The 18785-nt window shown below is 46.3% G+C and carries 17 protein-coding genes; 9 read left to right on the top strand and 8 right to left on the bottom strand.

All coding sequences use genetic code 11. From position 1 onward, the window contains the following. Positions 1-252 precede the first annotated feature (252 nt). The 3 genes from QUA42_RS01860 to QUA42_RS01870 all read left to right on the top strand — a co-directional run bounded on the left by QUA42_RS01860 (position 253) and on the right by QUA42_RS01870 (position 3231). A complete protein-coding gene (locus QUA42_RS01860) occupies positions 253-897 on the top strand; it encodes a class I SAM-dependent methyltransferase (RefSeq protein WP_333134591.1) in 645 nt (214 codons plus the stop codon). Between the two features lie 100 nt (positions 898-997). After that, a complete protein-coding gene (locus QUA42_RS01865) occupies positions 998-2506 on the top strand; it encodes a cryptochrome/photolyase family protein (RefSeq protein WP_333134593.1) in 1509 nt (502 codons plus the stop codon). A 467-nt stretch (positions 2507-2973) separates the two neighbouring features. Further along, positions 2974-3231, top strand: coding sequence for a DUF2811 domain-containing protein (locus tag QUA42_RS01870; RefSeq protein WP_333134830.1), 258 nt, complete (start codon positions 2974-2976; stop codon positions 3229-3231). A gap of 493 nt (positions 3232-3724) precedes the next feature. Here QUA42_RS01870 and groL read toward each other — a convergent pair whose 3' ends face one another. Next, entirely contained in the window at positions 3725-5416 is a 1692-nt protein-coding gene (gene groL, locus QUA42_RS01875; RefSeq protein ID WP_333134594.1) for a chaperonin GroEL, read from the bottom strand. 500 nt (positions 5417-5916) lie between these two features. Here groL and QUA42_RS01880 point away from each other — a divergent pair, with 500 nt between their 5' ends. Continuing rightward, complete coding sequence (locus QUA42_RS01880) at positions 5917-7665, top strand: ABC transporter ATP-binding protein (protein WP_333134596.1); 1749 nt, start codon at positions 5917-5919, stop codon at positions 7663-7665. Between the two features lie 213 nt (positions 7666-7878). Here the strand turns inward: QUA42_RS01880 and QUA42_RS01885 are convergent, their stop codons facing one another. The 3 genes from QUA42_RS01885 to QUA42_RS01895 form a co-directional block, all read right to left on the bottom strand. Next, positions 7879-8994 (bottom strand): fatty acid desaturase, encoded by a 1116-nt coding sequence (locus QUA42_RS01885; protein ID WP_333134598.1) that lies wholly within the window; start codon positions 8992-8994, stop codon positions 7879-7881. Positions 8995-9154: 160 nt separating this feature from the next. Next, the gene (locus tag QUA42_RS01890; RefSeq protein ID WP_333134600.1) at positions 9155-9310 is read right to left on the bottom strand and encodes a hypothetical protein; all 156 of its coding nucleotides are present in this window, start codon (positions 9308-9310) and stop codon (positions 9155-9157) included. Between the two features lie 259 nt (positions 9311-9569). Continuing rightward, a complete protein-coding gene (locus QUA42_RS01895; RefSeq protein ID WP_333134602.1) occupies positions 9570-9824 on the bottom strand; it encodes a hypothetical protein in 255 nt (84 codons plus the stop codon). 4 nt (positions 9825-9828) lie between these two features. Between QUA42_RS01895 and QUA42_RS01900 the strand changes: the two genes are divergently transcribed. Together QUA42_RS01900 and QUA42_RS01905 are read left to right on the top strand one after the other, a co-directional pair. Then, the gene (locus tag QUA42_RS01900; RefSeq protein WP_333134604.1) at positions 9829-10029 is read left to right on the top strand and encodes a hypothetical protein; all 201 of its coding nucleotides are present in this window, start codon (positions 9829-9831) and stop codon (positions 10027-10029) included. Positions 10030-10068: 39 nt separating this feature from the next. After that, a complete protein-coding gene (locus QUA42_RS01905) occupies positions 10069-10641 on the top strand; it encodes a hypothetical protein (protein ID WP_333134606.1) in 573 nt (190 codons plus the stop codon). 74 nt (positions 10642-10715) lie between these two features. Here the strand turns inward: QUA42_RS01905 and thiO are convergent, their stop codons facing one another. Further along, positions 10716-11813 (bottom strand): glycine oxidase ThiO, encoded by a 1098-nt coding sequence (gene thiO, locus QUA42_RS01910; RefSeq protein WP_333134608.1) that lies wholly within the window; start codon positions 11811-11813, stop codon positions 10716-10718. Positions 11814-11964: 151 nt separating this feature from the next. Continuing rightward, complete coding sequence (locus QUA42_RS01915; RefSeq protein WP_333134610.1) at positions 11965-12303, bottom strand: 2Fe-2S iron-sulfur cluster-binding protein; 339 nt, start codon at positions 12301-12303, stop codon at positions 11965-11967. Positions 12304-12378: 75 nt separating this feature from the next. Here QUA42_RS01915 and cimA point away from each other — a divergent pair, with 75 nt between their 5' ends. Both cimA and QUA42_RS01925 read left to right on the top strand, forming a co-directional pair. After that, positions 12379-14037, top strand: a complete 1659-nt coding sequence (cimA, locus tag QUA42_RS01920; RefSeq protein ID WP_445301279.1) for a citramalate synthase — start codon at positions 12379-12381, stop codon at positions 14035-14037. 71 nt (positions 14038-14108) lie between these two features. Then, a complete protein-coding gene (locus tag QUA42_RS01925; protein WP_333134612.1) occupies positions 14109-14312 on the top strand; it encodes a hypothetical protein in 204 nt (67 codons plus the stop codon). Between the two features lie 60 nt (positions 14313-14372). On the opposite strand, the gene QUA42_RS01930 is transcribed toward QUA42_RS01925, so the two are convergent. Beyond that, complete coding sequence (locus QUA42_RS01930; RefSeq protein WP_333134614.1) at positions 14373-15341, bottom strand: SPFH domain-containing protein; 969 nt, start codon at positions 15339-15341, stop codon at positions 14373-14375. Between the two features lie 109 nt (positions 15342-15450). Next, positions 15451-15882: an NfeD family protein gene (locus QUA42_RS01935; protein ID WP_333134616.1), complete on the bottom strand. Its 432-nt coding sequence runs from the start codon at positions 15880-15882 to the stop codon at positions 15451-15453. Positions 15883-16216: 334 nt separating this feature from the next. On the opposite strand from QUA42_RS01935, the gene QUA42_RS01940 reads away from it, so the two are divergent. Next, positions 16217-18355, top strand: a complete 2139-nt coding sequence (locus QUA42_RS01940; RefSeq protein WP_333134618.1) for a protein phosphatase 2C domain-containing protein — start codon at positions 16217-16219, stop codon at positions 18353-18355. Positions 18356-18785 lie beyond the last annotated feature (430 nt).

The following is an 18785-nucleotide window of genomic DNA, read 5'->3' on the forward strand; positions in this document are numbered from 1 at the left end:
ATTCTGCTCGATCAGACTTTTTCTTTCCGAATGCCTTCGAGAGATGGGCGATGTGAGATTTGGCACCCTGTCAAAGATTTCTTTTGCCATCCGATTGATTCAGTGACAATAATTCACCTGTCAAACAAAAAGAATGAGACGATCGAGCTGCCGATCAACTCTGACAACCCTAATGTCGGGAACCTTGGCCCAAACAGTGCACCCACGCTCCGTAAATTCGCGGTCTCGGCAATAATCTCCATAGATTAATCGATGAAAAAAAACTTTACCAATTATACGTATTATTACACAAACAACCGTCCGAGATATCATCACGCTTATTTGATATCTCCCCTTTTAGAAATGCTGGCGACACTTCAGCAGACCAGCAAGACAAAACTCCGAGTTTTGGATCTCGGCTGCGGCAATGGCAGCCTCAGTCATGTTATCGCAGAGCACGGCTGCGAAGTTGTCGGCGTTGACAGTTCTGCGCCCGGAATTGCCATCTCCCGTCAAAGTTTCCCCGATTGTCAGTTTATCGAAGCAGATATTTACGACCTTCCAGATACCGATATTTTGAACTCATTTGATGTTGTCTTAGCTATTGAAGTAATCGAACACTTGCTTTATCCTAAAGAACTCGCAAAAACTGCCAAGAGATGCCTCAATCCGGGAGGAAGATTAATTATTTCCACACCATATCACGGCTATTTAAAAAATCTGGCTTTAGCGGTTTCTGGCAAACTAGATAAACATTTTACCGTTCTTTGGGATAACGGTCACATTAAATTTTTTTCAGTAGAGACGCTGACCAAGTTACTAACATCTGAAGGATACACAGACATAAAATTTAAATTTGCTGGTCGGTGTCCCTATTTTTGGAAATCAATGTTATGCTCTAGTAAGTTTTCAGGCTAACCTGGAAACTTATGAATTGTGAGTTGTCAATAAATAAGTTTTTTAACTAGACCACCAGGCCTCATAAAAAGTAAAAAATAAGTTTCACTAAAAAAGTAAAATGACTGTTGGCGTTTGGATATTAGGCGATCAACTGTGGGAGAACCAAGCTGCTCTCAACCGCATAGATGATAAATCCTCCCTACCTATAATTTTAATTGAATGTTGGCAGCACGTTCAACAGCGGCGCTACCACCAACAAAAATTAGTATTAATTTGGTCGGCAATGCGGCACTTCGCTAAAGAATTGCGCGGCGGTGGATGGCAAGTTACTTACACAAAATCGGAGGACTTTGAAGCACCTCTCAAAGCTTGGATACAAGTTCACAATATCACCGAAGTCCGGGTGATGGCTCCGAACGATCGACCTTTTTTACAAATCGTTCACAACTTGCGACTCCCCTGCAAAACAACCCTGATTCCCAACAATCAATTCCTCTGGACAGAAACAGAATTCAAAGATTGGGCTTCAAGCCGCAAACGTTTGTTAATGGAAGACTTCTATCGAGCCAGCCGCCAACGTTTTCAAGTTTTAATGGATAGCAGCAATAAACCTATAGGAGGGAAGTGGAATTTTGACAAAGAAAATCGTCAGCCACCAAAAGGAAAACTGGATACACCGAAACCTCTCTGGTTTGAACCGGACACCATAACTCAAGAAGTTATCGCACAAGTTAAATCTCTATCTTTCCCAACTTACGGCAAGATTGAACCTTTTCGTTGGGCGGTTACACGAGAGCAAGCAATGCAAGTATTAGATAATTTCATCGCACAGTGTCTCCCCGCTTTTGGCCCTTATCAAGACGCGATGGTAACCGGGGAGGAAACAATGTGGCATTCTTTACTTTCTCCATATCTCAATATTGGCTTGCTGCATCCTTTAGAAGTTATTCAAGCGGCGGAAACAGCCTACCTAGAAAAAAACTTAAATTTAAACGGCGTCGAAGGTTTTATACGCCAAATTTTGGGCTGGCGAGAATACATTCGCGGTATGTATTTTTACGTGGATGCTGATTATTTTGAGAAGAATTGGTTCAACCACACTCAGCCGCTGCCGGAGTTTTTTTGGGACGCTAGTAAAACAGATATGAACTGTTTGCGCCAAGTTTTAACTCAAGTCGAAGGCAGCGCTTACGCGCACCATATCCAGCGGTTGATGATTTTGAGCAATTTTGGTCTAATTGCAGGAATCTCGCCCCAGGAGCTAGAAAAATGGTTCCACAGTGCGTTTGTGGATGCCTATGACTGGGTAATGCAGACTAATGTGCTGGGCATGGGTTTGTTTGCTGACGGCGGTGTGTTGGCCTCGAAGCCCTATGCTGCTTCTGCCAATTACATCAATAAAATGAGCGATTATTGTGGGGGGTGCAAATTCGATCGCACTGTGCGATCGGGCGAAAATGCCTGTCCCTTCAACTTCTTCTACTGGGATTTCCTAGCGCGCCACCGGGACAAACTTCAGTCGATCGGTCGCATGAGCTTTATCTTACTCAATCTCGACAAAATGCCGCCTGCAGAATTGGCAACCATCCGGCAAAAAGCCGCAGAGTGGCACTTAGGAAGTCAGTAGTCAGCAGTCATTTGTTATTTGCTACCCATGCCCCATGCCCCATGCCCCATGCCCTTTGCAATTCTTATTTTTTCCCTGACTTTTCCCTAAACATTCCACAGCGTTTCCACAGGCAAGTCTGAGGTTTTCCACAGATCCGACAAAGTTTTCCACAGAAATTAACGGCACGGTAGCATCTTGCTGCGGAATTGGGGATTTCCTTAACTTGCTGCCTAATTCCTCATAAACCCCCCAACACATAAAGATATGTAACAAAAAATGCCCTGAAAAGCTTATTATTTGGTAAACCTTTTTTTTATGTAAAGGACTTTGTAATATTTCGCAACATTGACAAACCCACCCCCTCATAGCGCACAATGATGCGACCGACCTAAAAAAAAAGCGCTCTGATTTCGGCTGTGCCTGCACCTGTATCCGGCCGAAAGGGGGGTTCTGTTTTCAATTTATTAGCGAGACTAAAAAAAATGATGAACCCAACAGTCAGTATTTTTGCTGAAATTCCCGAAACGCTGCACGATTCTCTCAAAACTTATCTGGAAACCCATCCCGAATGGGATCTAGACCGAGTATTTTGCGCGGCGCTGTCGCTGTTTTTGTTGCAGAATGCCGATAGCGGTACGCCTGAAGCTTCGCGCAGTTATCGCCAAGCTGCGAGAGTTTATCTCGAAACTCTGTTTCAATCTCCTCAAGACTTGCACAGCAACAATGCAACTCCCTCGTCTTAAAGGATCAGGGGAGAGGGGGAGACGCGGTTTCTGGGAAGGATTTTAGTTGACCGAGAGGGCGCGCACTGCATAGGTGGCAACTTCAGCTTAAAATCCCTGAGAACTATCGCTTATAGCTTAATGCCGAGCTCCATTGCATCTGCCTTAAGAAGGAAACTTTGATAGCTTCAAGTCCCCCCGGACTATCAGGGCAGGGCTGTTTCATTCTCAGGAAAACCAGCCTTTTGACTCTTGTCGTGCCAAGAATGCCGACCCGACCCATCCACGATTTGTTAGGCATTGGGTGGGATTGGGGCAGCCACGGGGGGATTGGGGCAACCACGGGGGGATTGCCCCTACAAGAGAATGAAAAATCCCCCCGGACTATCAGGGGATGCCGGGGGGATAAGCTGCCTTAATCGTCAAACAGTAGACGGGTAGTACATAAGACGTGCTTGTTTACACGCATGGTGCTGATGGCCCACTCTACAGACTACAAACTAATGGCTGAAGACTACATCATGCCCATGCCACCCATGCCGCCCATGCCGCCCATGCCGCCCATGCCGCCCATGCCGCCCATGCCGCCCATGCCGCCCATGTCGCCCATGTCGCCGCCGGCTTTTTTCTTCTCGGGTTTTTCGACAATCACAGCTTCAGTGGTCAGCACCATACCAGCGATGGAACCGGCATTTTGCAAAGCCGATCGCACCACCTTAGCCGGGTCAATAATCCCGGCGGCAATCATATCTTCGTACACGTCGGTGAGAGCGTTGTAGCCAATGTTGAACTCGCTCGCCCGCACTCGCTCGATGACGATCGAACCTTCAACGCCGGCATTATCAGCGATTTGACGCAAAGGTGCTTCCAAAGCTTTCTTCACCAAGTCAGCGCCTACTTGTTCTTCCGCGTCTAAAGTATGGGCGATCGCATCTATTTTTGTAATCAGGTGAATTAGGGTCGTGCCACCTCCGGCAACGATACCTTCTTCCACAGCAGCTTTAGTAGCGTTCAGAGCGTCTTCAATACGCAGTTTACGGTCTTTGAGCTCGGTTTCGGTAGCTGCGCCGACTTTAATTACAGCGATGCCGCCAGCGAGTTTGGCGATGCGTTCGGTTAGCTTTTCCTTGTCGTAGTCGGAATCCGTCGCTTCTAATTGCTTGCGGATTTGCTCGATCCGTTTTAGCACGTCAGCTTTGTGTTCTTCGCCAGCAACAATGATCGTGTTTTCTTTGTCGATCGTAATTTTGCGGGCGGTACCGAGCATTTCTAGGGTTGCGGTATCGATGCTGAGTCCGACTTCTTCGGAGATCAGTTGACCGCCAGTGAGAACGGCGATATCTTGAAGCATAGCTTTGCGCCGCTCTCCAAAACCAGGAGATTTCGTTGCTGCGATGTTCAATACGCCGCGGGCTTTGTTGACTACCAGAGTTGCCAAAGCTTCGCCTTCAATATCTTCGGCGATAATTAGCAGCGGTTGACCTGTGCGGGCGATTTTTTCGAGAACTGGAATTAGTTCTTGAATCGAGCTAATTTTTTTGTCGGTAATCAGGATGCGAGCGTTTTCGTAATCAACTTCCATGCGATCGCCGTTAGTGACGAAATACGGAGAAAGATATCCGCGATCGTACTGCATCCCTTCGACAACTTCCAATTCCGTTGTCAGAGATTTCGACTCTTCTACAGTAATTACGCCGTCTTTCGTGACTTTTTCCATTGCTTGGGCAATCATGGCGCCGACTTCTTCGTCGTTACCGGCGGAGACAGTGGCGACTTGAGCAATGGCGCTTCCTTCGACGGGTTTCGCCAGTTTCTCGATTTCCAGCACCAAGTGAGCGATCGTTTTTTCAATACCGCGGCGCAGCGCGACTGGGTTTGCGCCTGCAGCGACATTCTTCAAACCTTCGCGAATCAGGGATTGAGCGATAACCGTTGCGGTTGTTGTGCCGTCGCCTGCGATATCTTTAGTTTTGGAGGCGACTTCTTGAATTAAGCGAGCGCCAGCATTTTCCAGGGGGTCTTCGAGTTCGATCTCCCTAGCAACGGTGATACCGTCGTTAACAATTTGGGGACTGCCGTATTTCTTTTCCAATAGGACGTTCCGGCCTTTCGGGCCCAAGGTGATGCGGACAGCATCGGCGAGTTGATTGACGCCGCGTTCTAGTGCCCGGCGAGATTTGTCGCTAAATGCAACTATTTTGGTCATGTTTGTCTCCAATCGCTTACATTAGCAAATTTAGCACTCTCTGAGTCTGAGTGCTAAGTTGATCGATTTTTGATTGTAGCGCGACTCAACGCTGGGGGGGATTGGGGGGACGGATTGGGATTTGGGCGAGCTCGTTCCGGGTAGCTAAGGACACGGCAATGCCGTGTCCCCACATATCTCGTGTCGCCACAGATATAATGTGGTTTGTTACATATCGATATAATCAGGTTTTGGTTGAGGTCAAAACCTAATTTTGATGGCGCGTTATCCCAAAGCAGAATTTTTATTAAAAATTTCTTAACTTGTGTTTTCGGTCATCTACCTTTCGATAGAGCTTCTATTATTTTTCAAACTTCTACCTTCTATAGCAACCGCCAAGACTATTAGGACGTTCTTAATTGCTGAAACATGAGCTGAAGATTGCGCCTTCCTTCTTCCTTCTTCCTTCTTCCTTCTTCCTTCTTCCTTTCCTCAATCAATCTCAAATTACGCACTAACAAATGGCTCGTTATTCTCGACTGCAAAAACTCGGCTCTTATATGCGCCCGCACTGGAAACCAACATTCTGGGGCGTTTTTTCGCTATTAGTTGTCAATGCTGTGGGCGTTTACATTCCCCTGCTGATTCGGAATGCAGTTGACACTCTGCAAATTGCGACTAAATTTGACCAAGTGTTCAACTTCGTGGCACTAATTCTGATTCTCGCCTCAATCATGTGGGTGATTCGGATGGCGTCGCGGATTTTGCTGTTTGGCGTCGGGCGTCAAGTCGAATTTGACCTCAAACAGCAAATATTTAATCATTTATTAACATTAGAACCATCTTATTTTGCAGCCAATACGGTAGGAGATTTAATTAACCGCGCTACTTCCGATTTGGACAATATTCGGCGCTTGGTAGGGTTTGCGGTGCTGAGTTTGGCGAATACGGCATTTGCCTATGCTTTGACTTTGCCGGTGATGCTGGGGATTAATGTAAGGTTGACACTGTTTGCGATCGCCGTTTATCCTTTAATGCTGGTTTTGGTGCAGTTATTTAGCGACAAACTTCGCATCCAACAGTTAGCCGTGCAAGAGGAACTGTCGGCGATGAGCGATTTAATTCAGGAGGATATGAGCGGGATGTCCGTAATTAAAATCTACGCTCAAGAAGAAAACGAACGCCGAGCTTTTCGCAATTCAAACGCACAGTTGCTATCAGCAAATTTGGAATTAGCAAAAACTAGAAACTTTATTTTTCCGCTGCTGGGTGGTTTGGCAAGCATCAGTTTGTTGGTGCTGCTTTCTGCTGGTGGCGGGGCAATTGCTAATGGTCAAATTAGCATTGGCGATTTTGTGGCGTTGCTGATTTATGTCGAGCGTTTGGTGTTTCCGACGGCCCTGTTGGGTTTCACAATTACTGCTTACCAGCGGGGAGAAGTGAGTGTCGATCGCATCGAATCAATTCTGACTGTGGAACCGCAAATTAAGGATGCTGCCCATGCAGTTGAACTGGCAACTCCAGTCAAAGGCGAAATTGTGGCTCGCCATCTAAATTTTACTTATCCCGGTGCTAATATCCCCGCGCTTAAAGATGTTAATTTTACCATAAAACCGGGAGAAACTGTCGCAATTGTTGGGGCGATCGGCTCAGGAAAATCAACTTTAGCTAATGCGCTGCCACGCTTGCTAGATATCTATCCGGGTCAGTTATTTGTAGACGGACAGGATATTACCGAGGTAAAATTGACCGAATTGCGCGGGGCGATCGCCTACGTTCCGCAAGAAAGTTTTCTGTTCGGCACTACCATCAAGAATAACATCCGCTACGGCAACCCTTTAGCGGAACAGCCGGAGATTGAAGCCGCGGCAAAACAAGCACAAATTCACGCCGAAATCCTCAACTTTCCGCAGCAGTACAAAACAGTTGTCGGCGAGCGCGGCATTACTTTATCCGGCGGACAGCGGCAGCGGACTGCACTTGCTCGCGCTTTGTTAGTTGACGCCCCGGTGTTAATTTTGGATGACGCTCTTTCTAGCGTTGACAATCAAACTGCTACCGACATTTTGCAAAACTTGGCCACGGGAACCGATCGCAAAACGGTAATTTTTATCTCGCATCAAATGTCAGCGGCCGCCAGTGCCGATCGCATTTTTGTGATGGAGAGAGGAGAAATAGTTCAGAGCGGCACTCACCTTGAATTGGTAGGGGAAACAGGGCTTTATCAGTATTTGTGGAACCAGCAAAAATTAGAGGAGTTGCTGCATTGACCAGTGACCGATACTTTGAGTTATACCAAATCCGGTAGCATCGGAAATTAATATTACCCACAGCTTTCGACACTGCGAGTGTCCCGTATCCCTACAATTAATCGGGGTAGGGACACGGCACTGCCGTGTCCTCTATATAATTCCAGTGCAACCGGAAACGATACCATAGGATTTTGGGGAGCAAGAAGCCACCAAATTTACTGCCCCTCGATTTTAATTAGCTACATTACTGAAGGGGATTTCTTGTTGTTGTTGAAACAATTTAATCGATTGCAGACTATCTGAATCAGCATCCCAAAGAATGAATTGGAAGCAGTCAGGAATATCGCCAATTGTCAGGGATTTTGAATTAGCAAGCAGGTGAATGTTAGCATTGTGACAAGCTTGAAGATTATAGTTAGGTATTCGCTCCGAGAGATGATGAATATTGTGGTAAGCAATATCAGCCGAAAACCAATTGAGCATAGTTGGTAATTTTAGGTAACTACTGCCTTCAATTGCGCCAAGAATATAGTCCCAACCCTCGGCTTTATGAGCGTAGGAACCGTTAAAGTTATGCTGAACAAAGAAAATACAGATAAATATCGCTGCTGAACAGGTCATGACAATTGAGTAAACACTCCAGAAAAAGCCAAACCCAAGTAAGTTGCTCAGAAAAATCCAGCTACCAACAACACAAATATTGTTGAACAATAAATCCCAAAACTCAGCCTTCGTATACCAATGTTTTGATTTATAAGAAGCAATGATTCCAGATAAACCCCTGCCAAAATCTTGATTAAGACAAGCAAAAATATGTCGAATAAAACCCGTAGTTCCCAATATCAGCGCGAGTCTTGGCTTAATAATTAGATAGAAAAAACCACCGGGAAACAGCATCAAGGGGTGTCTGAGTAACTGATACATTTTTTTGCTAAATGGACTTAGCGCCGCAAATTTTTCGGTAGATATCAACGCCGAAGGGCCTCGGTACATATCCCAATTACCATTATGTTTGTGGTGATAAGCGTGTCCCCTCGACCAGGGGTACTGAGGAATCGCATTGATGATACCTAGCAGAAAACCCATAATACGATTGACTTTTTTGGAACTAAAAAGAGAATAGTGTCCGCAATCGTGCATCAAAGAGAAACAACGTCCTGAAAAAAGTGTCATTAACACCATTATCGGCGGCAGCAGGAATACAGAAATGGCAGCAGCTTTAAATGCTAAAAACCATAAGAATGTATAAGGAACCACTGTATTGAGTATTTGGCAACTAGCTTTAAAGTTGTTGCTCTTCATATAAGGAGCTAGCACAAAATCCGACTTTTTGATCGCGCTTTTCATTCAGTATGTCTATGGTGTGTGGATAAATGCTTAGCTTAGCATCAGGAGAGGTTCGCTATTTTGGGTTTTGTTTTATTGCAGGTAATTGGGTGAATTTAGGTGAAAAATTTACCCATACTTTACCAATCTGCTGATAATTTTTAGTTCATAAGCTCCTCCTTTAGATTGTCTCGCCAAGCTGAAATTCATCCCAGGTTTGACGTAATTTATCATAACAAACTGCCGGAGTAATTACTAATCGTTCCCGCAAATATATTTTTATTTGACCGTCACCTATTAGGATAATAATTTCTTGGGTGGGATTGTAGGTAGCCATGATTTGAATAAATGTGAGAGAGGAGATGGCTCTATTGACTGTCGTTGGCCATCATCTTTGACCGACAATTAAGTTATGAATTGTAAGTGATGCGGAACCGTATCAACCTGCCACTTCACAGGTGTATTGATAGGCCGATTTACATGACAAATCACCAGGCGTGAAAAATCCATTTCAAGCAGTGTATTCAATAGTCAGCATATTTTGGTGAATGAACAGATTCTGTCAATACCCAAAGCTACCTTGCGGCTTGTTATCTTCAACTCACATTGATTTCTTGCCGCAGCACTGTAGCAGACTTTACCATATTTTTCAGCGCGGGAACAGTCTGCAATAAAGAATCTGTCTCTAATTTCCCACTCAAAAATGCTTTCAGCGGTTTCTTTATTTCCCGGTTGTTACCAATCCGATGATATTCCCATGTTTCAGCGAGAATTGTTGCAACTCTGGTTTGTGTGCAGAAAAAACTGTAAAGCCTGTCAGCCGCTGAGCAAATTGCTGCACCCGAAGGCATTAATATGATTGGTTGGTTGCACGATCGCCATTCAGTGATTGATTTATGCCGCTATTTTTGCTGGCATCGTCTGTGCCACACTTTACCGTACCGGGTTCTACCCCAACTCGATCGCAGGTTCAAAATTTTGGCTACTGGCGAAAACTTTTTATTGGTGGGCTATAGGGGCGATCGACAAACCGCCCACCCCGGAAACCAAAGCTGACACAACATCTAGAACCGCAGAGGATTTTGGCTCAATTCCTTGAGAATAGAATTTGAGGAGCGATCGCAATTGGCTGCGTTTTTTGTTCTCGGAGATAGCTCGGATTTGCTACAATTTAATCGCACACGCGACTATAAATGGGTTATGACCGAACTATTAGATGAGACGCTTTCTATTGAAATGGCCGCTCGCATCAAAAGCAACCGTAAAAACTGCTTTGACAACGCTTGTAAAGCAGCGTTAGCCACCGAGGGCGCGATTTATGTTCAAGGCTTTTTAGCCGTGCCGGGAGTGCCATATAAACCCATCGAATATAGCTGGATTGAACTCGACGAGCGAATTGTTGACCCAACCTTTCCCCATCTCGGTTTCATCGCTCAAGACATTCATTACTTCCCAGTCCAGCGCTTCAGCGTCAAGAAACTCAAAGCAATCCTAGAAGAATCAAAAGAAGATTATCCTGAAGACGACCCGCTGCCGATTTATGGCAATCAACCTTATGAATATTACGGCGATTTGATGTTAGGCGGTAGCGATTACCAAAATGCTTACGATTTGGCTGCCGCTAAATGCAGGGAATTAAACCAACCCAAAAAACAGGATGCAAACTAATTCAAGACTTACCAAAAAATGGTTGGATTCGCCTATTATAGCAGTAAGGTACGCTGCACCCTACGTATAAAGGTTCAAGTAAGTGCTGAAGCTCCAAACCTCGAATAATGAAAAGCAGCCAATAACGGATCTAATTTCTGATTCCCAATCCAATCAGCCAATAATTTAGCCGTCACCGGAGCCAACAAAATGCCGTTGCGGTAATGCCCCGTAGCCCATGTCAAATTCTCCCAAGCACTAGCACCCAAAATCGGCAATTCATCAGGAGTAGCCGGCCGAAATCCCCACCAAAACTCCAGAATCGGATAGTTTTGTAATTCGGGATATAACTTAATGGCTCCTGCTAGCAAACTTTGGATTCCCGCAGGCGTATTTCCCGGCGTGAAATCAACATTTTCGCTAGTTGCGCCAATAATAATTCTGCCATCTTGACGTGGCACAATATAAATGCCAGTCCCGAATAGAACAGTTTGCAGGGGCTGGATAACTCCACAATCTTCTGGTACACATACTGACAGCATTTGTCCCTTTCTGGGAAAAACAGGAATATCCAATAATTTCTCAGACCAAGGACCAGCCGCCAAAACATAACGGTCAGCTTGTAATTTTCCTGCCGTTGTTTCCACTCCAAAAACTCGGTTTTTCTGCCGAATAATTTCCTCTGCACTGCCTTGAATAATATCAATTTTTAATTCTTTGCTTGCAAATTGAAGCGTCCGAAATAAAGCGCGGTTGTCTACTTGAGCGTCGTCAGGATACCACCAACCGCCAATTACTTCTTGACCTAATCCAAACTGGTGCTGGCGAACAGTATCTCTGTCCAACCATTGATAATTAAGGTTTGACAAAAGTGGCTTTTCTTGAGGCTCATTTTGACAAACTGGTGCGAGAATTCCCGATCGCCAATATCCCGTTTTCAATCCGGTAATATCTTCTAGCTGTTCCACCCAGGCGGGATACAGTGCGCGGCTTTGCAAGCACAAATCCAGCATCGGACTGGGGGGAATTCGTTCGGCTTGCGGGGCAAGCATTCCCGCAGCAGCCCGGGCCGTCGGTTGTTTAGAATCAGCGGTGAGAACTGCGACAGATGCCCCTCGCAATTTCAGTTCAACTGCTAGCGAAAGGCCAATTATTCCGCCGCCAATAATCAGAATATCTTTAGATGAATTCATTAACTTTTCTATGGACTTTCTGGCTGTTTTGACCTCTCGGCTTTCTTTATGGTAAGGTGCGCACGTGACACCTTACAGTTAGAATTATTGTGCAAGTTTTACAGATTATCTGGCAAGGCGATCGTCCTATCTGCCTTCCTTAACAAAAAATCTATGCTTGTGGGTTCCAGACAGTTTCAGAACCTTGACCCCAGAAACCGTCATATTTTGTCACCTTAATATCGCCTAAAACCTTGGTTTGGCAGGACAAACGGCGGTTGGAGGCGGGAGAATGGGGAGGAACCGAAAGTCGGGCTTTTTCGCGCCACTGGGACTCGGAAACTTCGCCCTCGACGGTGACGGCGCAGGTGCCGCAAGTGCCGATCCCGTGGCAGTTGATGACTTTGGCGTTGCCGTTGTAGAGATCGATGCCGTTTTTGAGCAAAACTTCACGGAGATTCGCTCCGCGATCGCACTCAAATGTTTTGCCTTGCGCTTGTACCTTGACCACAGCAATTTACCCCAGTTAGATTTATGTTAATTTTCCTATATATTATCGCATTAAATTCAAATAAATTAATCTAATATGGTAAGTGATATATTACCAATTTCTCGATCGCAATTTCCCATGACAAATCGGCTCTGGATCTACGATACCACGCTGCGAGACGGTGCTCAGTGCGAAGGACTCTCCTTATCTCTCGAAGACAAACTGCGAATTGCTCGGCAGTTAGACAGTTTAGGAATTCCCTTTATTGAAGGCGGCTGGCCGGGGGCAAATCCTAAAGACGTACAATTTTTTTGGCGTCTCAAAGAACAGCCCCTAACTCAAGCAGAAGTTGTAGCTTTTTGTTCGACTAGGCGGCCGGGAACTACGGCAGCTAATGATGAAATGTTGCAGGCTATTTTGTCCGCCGGTACTCGCTGGGTGACGCTGTTTGGCAAGTCGTGGGATTTGCACGTTATTGAAAGTTTGAAGACGACGCTAGAAGAAAATCTGGCGATGATTCGAGATACAATTGAATATTTGCGGAGTCAGGGAAGGCGCGTTATTTACGATGCCGAACACTGGTTTGACGGCTACAAGCACAATCGAGATTATGCTATTAAAACTTTAGAAGTTGCCGCCGATGCCGGTGCAGAATGGCTAGTGCTTTGCGATACTAACGGGGGTACTTTACCTCACGAAGTCAGTCAGGTTGTTCGCGATGTTTTAGAATCTTTAGGAACTAATCGCGAAAAATCTTTACAATTAGGAATTCACACTCACAACGATTCGGGAGTTGCGGTTGCTAATGCTTTGGCGGCTGTGCGGGAAGGAGTGACGATGGTACAGGGAACTATTAACGGTTACGGCGAACGCTGCGGCAATGCCGATTTATGTTCCTTAATTCCTAATTTTCAGCTAAAGTTGGGTCATAATTGTATTGAAGACGAGCAATTAGTTAGGTTAACTCAAGTAAGTCGATCGATTAGTGAAATTGTCAATCTTGCTCCAGACGATCGTGCTCCTTTTGTCGGTCTTTCGGCATTTGCTCACAAAGGCGGAATCCACGTATCGGCTGTTGAGAAAAATCCGTTAACTTACGAACATTTGGAACCGGAAAAAATTGGCAACAGGCGGCGAATTGTGATTTCGGATCAAGCCGGTTTGAGCAATGTTTTGGCGAAGGCGCGCACTTTTGGCATGGATCTCGATCGCAAAAATCCTGCTTGCCGCCAAATTTTGGAAAAATTGAAAGATTTGGAAAGTCAGGGATATCAATTTGAGGGTGCTGAGGCTTCTTTTGAATTGTTAATGCGGGAGGCCTTGGGAAAGCGCAAGCATTTATTTGAAATCAAAGGTTTTCAAGTTCACTGCGATAAAGGTAAGGAGGAAACAGTTAATTCTTTAGCAACGGTGAAAGTGACAGTTAACGGTCAAGATATTCTGGAATGCGCGGAAGGAAACGGGCCTGTTTCGGCACTTGATGCGGCTTTGCGGAAGGCTTTGCGGAATTTTTATCCGGCAATTACTGATTTTAACTTAACAGATTATAAGGTGCGAATTCTGGACGGATGTGCGGGAACTTCTGCTAAAACTCGCGTGTTGGTTGAGTTTAGCAACGGTCAAGACCGCTGGACGACTGTGGGGGTTTCTGGTAATATTTTGGATGCTTCTTATCAAGCGGTTGTTGAGGGTTTGGAGTATGGTTTGGTGTTGGGAGATAGAGAGGCGATCGTTTTAACTGTGTCGAGTTATTAGGTTAACGGCCAAGAGAAGTTGCCTGAATATCGATGTTTAAATAAATACCAAATACCAAGGGGAGCATCTCAATGAAAGCAGCCAACCTAGAAATTGGAGTTTTGAGGCAGGAGGCTCTCTTGCTGCGAGGTAGGAGGAAAGAGTCAGAAGGAAGGAGCCAGCAGAAGTGTTTTTACAAATATGAGATGCTCCCCTACTTTTGGGAGCATCTCAATGAAAGCAGCCAAGCCCAAAATTGGAGTTTTGAGGCAGGAGGCTCTCTTGCTGCGAGGTAGGAGGAAAGAGTCAGAAGGAAGGAGCCAGAAGAAGTGTTTTTACAAATATGAGATGCTCCCCTACTTTTTCACCTCATTATTATTACCTTCCCCAACGATCGATCGCATTCCTTCGAGCGTAGCGGGAATGCTGCGCGGGTCCATAAACATCACCTTGCTGCTGTCGCTGGTGCCAATTTTTAGACCCATATCCAGATAGTTTTGAGCTAACAAAAATTGTAAAGCTTCCCGGGCAGTGGGGTCATTTTGCAGAGTTTTGGCGATTATTTGCAAGGCTTCAGAAGTAGCTTGAGCTTTCAAAACCTGACTTTGGCGTTCTGCTTGAGCTTTCAGGACGATCGCCTTTTGTTGAGCTTCCGCTTCCAAAATAGTCGCTTTTTGGCGCGCTTCTGCATCCAGAACTTGCGCTTCAGCTTTACCTTTGGCGCTGTTAACTGCTGACTCGCGTTCGCCCTCGGATGTCAGAATTGCCGCCCGCTTGCGTCGATCGGCGGCCATCTGCAATTCCATCGATTCCTGTACAGTTTTAGAAGGGATAATATCGCGCAATTCTACCCGCGTTACTTTCACTCCCCAAGGATCGGTAACAATATCTAAATCTCTGAGCAAGATTTCATTAATTTGAGAACGAGCAGTAAAGGTTTGTTCGAGATCCAGTTGACCCATTTCGGCGCGAATTTGAGTCAGCACCATATTCACCATTGCTGACTGGAGATTTTCTACTTTGTAACAGGCTTTTTCCAAGTCTACAATGCGCCAGTAAACCACAGCATCAACCGTGAAGGAAACGTTATCGCGAGTAATACAAGCTTGCGGAGGAATATCTAAGACTTTTTCCCGAATTGTTTGCTCGTAAACGACGCGATCCATAAACGGCGTGACAAAATTCAAACCGGGTTCCAGTTTCTTGCCGTTGTATTTACCTAAAGTTTCCACCAGCGCTTCATTTCCCTGATTGATAATCTTGACGGAACCTGCGAGAGCTGAGCCGCCGAGTGCTAAAAATACAAGTAAAAAAAATTGTTCCACGGTCGCCTCCTATAAATATAGAGTGTTGACTGTTGACTGTTGAGTGTTGACTGTTGACTAATGACTGATGACTAACTACTAATTGGCTGTGATTAATTACGCATTTTGTTTAAGAATGCAAGAGATTTTCTGGCAAAACTATCAGAGTAGTGCCTTTCCGTCCGACGACAATTACGTTTTGGTTGGGGGGGATAGTGGCCTTCGTGTCTTCGCAGCGAGCTTGCCAAGAATTCCCCTCATAAATGACTCGGCCGGCTTCTCCGGGGGGAATTTCTGTTAAAGTTTTTGCTTCCTGAGAATCTGCGATCGCCCTTGCCTTGCCTTTGGGTATCAAGCGCCGAGACAGCAGCACAAAAACTGTCGAAAATACCATCCACAGGAATATTTGTAAATTAACGTAAGGTAGAACTAGAGAGCATCCAGCTACGGCGAAGGCGCTCAGTCCCATCACAAAAGCGACAAAAGCAGTCGGGAGAAATAGCTCTGCCAAACACAGCAAAGACCCAGCTAGCAGCCAAAGGAGCGTCGGAGTCCAGATCATAAAAAGAATAGGTGATACTATTTAGATCTTAGATTGGAAATTTAAGATTTAAGAAATGCCAACAACTGACTCTGCAAGGGTTTGCCACTTGCAAGCCCTCAGAGCGCTTTTTCGCGCCGCGGTACCAGGTTGAGGCTTCCATCGTACTCCAAGTCTGAGTTTAGTAACTTAAATTACAATTTAAGCCGGTGCAGACTGGCAGAAACTACAATTTCTACGGGCCCAAAGGCAGTTAAGAAATTGATAGGGGCTAAAATCAGTTTATTCTCAAGCTCATGAATTTGGGCTTGCGAATCATATATCTTCAGAATGTTTTTACACAAACTATTTCGATATGATCAGCAGTTTCTCCGAACCCATTTATTGCCCGAATCTTAGCTGTGCCGATCCACGCAATACCTTTGGCCGCCAGCACTGTGCAGCGTGCGAAACGGATTTAATTTATCGCTATGTGTGGGTGGTGGGACAAGCAGCCGAGGAAGTGCCTGCGGGTAAGGTAATAGCCGATCGATACTTTGTCATTGCACCCCAAATCTGGCTCGACAGCCGTCCAGTTCTGCCTCCCAGCGTCCCGGAACAACTGCCAGATACGATTATGCCTTACCTGCATTTGTATCCCCAACGGCTGCATACGCCGGAAGTATACGGTTATTGTTCGCTAGGGGAAGCACCGGAAGCGGCAGAGGTGCTCTTGTTGGAAAATGTGCCCATCAATAATTTCGGTCGCCTGTATCCTTCTATTTTAGAATCTTGGTCGGGGACAAGCGCCGCGCGCCAAGTTTACTGGCTGTGGCAAATGCTCCAACTGTGGGCACCGCTGTCGGAACAAGGAGTCGCTTCGAGTTTGCTGGTACCGGAAAATTTGCGGGTGGAAGGTTGGCGGGTACGCCTGCTGGAACTGCACCGGGGCAATTTTGTACCGACGCTGCGGGATTTGGGAGATGTGTGGTCAGGTTTGGTGGAATCAGCGCAACCCGAGGTGCAGTCGAAACTCGGAGAGATTTGTCAGTTTATGCGCCGCAGCAGCATGAATTTCGACGCGATCGCCCTGGAACTAAACGATTTACTATTAGAACAAGCCGCTAAATTGCCTCTGCACTTAGAAGTAGTCGGCATGACCGATACCGGGCCGCAGCGCTCGCAGAATGAAGACAGTTGCTATCCGGTTGCTGCTGATTTTCAATCTAGCAAAACTTCAGGGAACGACAAACTAATTCCTTACTTGACAATGGTTTGCGACGGGGTTGGAGGCCACGAAGGAGGAGAAGTTGCCAGCCAATTAGCCGTGCAGTCCCTGAAAGCTTTAATCCAAAATTTGCTCGCAGAAATTACTGAACAAGAAGAGTTGATGACGCCAGCAATGGTCATCAAGCAACTCGAAGAAATAGTGAGAGTTGTGAATAATGTGATTTCCGCTCAAAATAACGAGCAGGGAAAAGAGTTGCGGCAGCGGATGGGGACGACTTTGGTGATGGCCCTCCAGTTGCCTCAAAAAGTGAAAATTTCCGAGGATCTGCCCTCGAATAACAGCCACGAACTTTATTTAGTCAATGTTGGAGACAGCCGCGCTTATTGGATTGGCAAAAATTACTGTCACCGGCTGACTGTGGACGACGACGTAGCCTCAAGGGAAGTCCAGCTAGGACACTGTTTGTACTGGGAAACTCAACTGCGAGCCGATGCAGGAGCCCTGACTCAAGCTTTGGGCACGCGGGACGGCGATTTCCTGCGCCCGACGATTCAGCGATTTATTGTCGAAGAGGAAGGCTTACTGCTGCTGTGTTCCGACGGTTTGAGCGACAACGACTGGGTAGAGAAATCTTGGGAAAATTACGGCCCAGAGGTGCTTGAGGGCAAAATGTCTTTGGAAGCCGCGGTTCAGTCTTGGATTCGTCTCGCCAACGAGAAAAACGGTTATGACAACACCTCCGTGGTGGCCACTCACTGTCGGATGTCGCCGGAGAGATTGGTACTGTTTGATCCGGCGGTGGCGTCAGCGCCGGCGTCAGCGCCAGCGTCAGCCTCGGTGTCGCTGCCGCCGTCCCTGCCACGGTCCCTCCAGAAGTCCGGGAGGATTCCTGAATCTCAGCTTTCTGAATCGTCCAAACAGTTGTTGTACCCCGAAACTTCCCCCGCCCCGGAACCCGTTCAAAAACGGCGGTCCAAGCTGCCGCTCCCCCTACTGGGGGTGTTGGGGCTGATATTAGCCGGCGGCGGTTTAGGTTTGTGGGTACAAAGCCTCCAAAGCCCCCAGCCCGAGCCCGCACCACTTCCGCCACCGCCGGAAACTCCCGCCCCAAGTCCTTCGGAGAGTCCCTCGCCCGGGGCCGAGAGTCCCTCGCCGTCGCCCGAATCGACTCCTGCTGAAATTCCGCCGGCCGATAGCGAGAGTCTTTCGCCGTCGCCCGAATCGACTCCTGCTGAAATTCCGCCGCCCGAAGAAGCGGAAACTCCTTTGCCATCAGCGGAGTAAGCGAGAGTCTGTCGCCGTCGCCCGAATCGACTTTTGAGCTTACAAAATAATGCTTCGAGCGTCGCAGCTCTCTACTATCCAAATTCGGGAAAACTTTTCCAGTGTAAATGGAATGATTTCTGGTAGAGGTTGTTGATTTACAGCATATTCCATGTAGATGTAGCTGGCGAGAAACCGGGTTTTTTGAACAGAATCAGTAAGGATGCGAGAACTGTAAAGAAACCTGGTTTCTGGAGTGTACTTCATAAACCTGGAATAGGCTGTATATAAATCACACTTAACAGGGGAGCATCTCACTTTTGCAGCCAAGCTAGAAATTAAAGTTTTGAGGCAGAAGGAAGGAGCCAGAAGCAGTGTTTTTACAAATATGAGATGCTCCATCACTGTTAAGGATTTTGTATCATAGTCCGCCTGCAGAAACAAGATGGCT

Origin of the sequence: Microcoleus sp. Pol11C2 (assembly GCF_036701505.1) — a bacterium.
Taxonomy (GTDB): domain Bacteria; phylum Cyanobacteriota; class Cyanobacteriia; order Cyanobacteriales; family Microcoleaceae; genus Microcoleus.

Bases quoted from the DNA above. Each gene is read 5' to 3' on its own strand.
- cimA (WP_445301279.1), top strand. From the start codon at position 12,379: ATGGTAAGTGATATATTACCAATTTCTCGATCGCAATTTCCCATGACA.
- QUA42_RS01940 (WP_333134618.1), top strand. From the start codon at position 16,217: ATGATCAGCAGTTTCTCCGAACCCATTTATTGCCCGAATCTTAGCTGT.
- QUA42_RS01870 (WP_333134830.1), top strand. From the start codon at position 2,974: ATGAACCCAACAGTCAGTATTTTTGCTGAAATTCCCGAAACGCTGCAC.
- QUA42_RS01900 (WP_333134604.1), top strand. From the start codon at position 9,829: ATGATTGGTTGGTTGCACGATCGCCATTCAGTGATTGATTTATGCCGC.
- groL (WP_333134594.1), bottom strand. From the start codon at position 5,416: ATGACCAAAATAGTTGCATTTAGCGACAAATCTCGCCGGGCACTAGAA.
- QUA42_RS01885 (WP_333134598.1), bottom strand. From the start codon at position 8,994: ATGAAAAGCGCGATCAAAAAGTCGGATTTTGTGCTAGCTCCTTATATG.
- QUA42_RS01890 (WP_333134600.1), bottom strand. From the start codon at position 9,310: ATGGCTACCTACAATCCCACCCAAGAAATTATTATCCTAATAGGTGAC.
- QUA42_RS01925 (WP_333134612.1), top strand. From the start codon at position 14,109: ATGAAAGCAGCCAACCTAGAAATTGGAGTTTTGAGGCAGGAGGCTCTC.
- QUA42_RS01880 (WP_333134596.1), top strand. From the start codon at position 5,917: ATGGCTCGTTATTCTCGACTGCAAAAACTCGGCTCTTATATGCGCCCG.
- QUA42_RS01895 (WP_333134602.1), bottom strand. From the start codon at position 9,824: ATGCCTTCGGGTGCAGCAATTTGCTCAGCGGCTGACAGGCTTTACAGT.
- QUA42_RS01865 (WP_333134593.1), top strand. From the start codon at position 998: ATGACTGTTGGCGTTTGGATATTAGGCGATCAACTGTGGGAGAACCAA.
- QUA42_RS01935 (WP_333134616.1), bottom strand. From the start codon at position 15,882: ATGATCTGGACTCCGACGCTCCTTTGGCTGCTAGCTGGGTCTTTGCTG.
- thiO (WP_333134608.1), bottom strand. From the start codon at position 11,813: ATGAATTCATCTAAAGATATTCTGATTATTGGCGGCGGAATAATTGGC.
- QUA42_RS01860 (WP_333134591.1), top strand. From the start codon at position 253: ATGAAAAAAAACTTTACCAATTATACGTATTATTACACAAACAACCGT.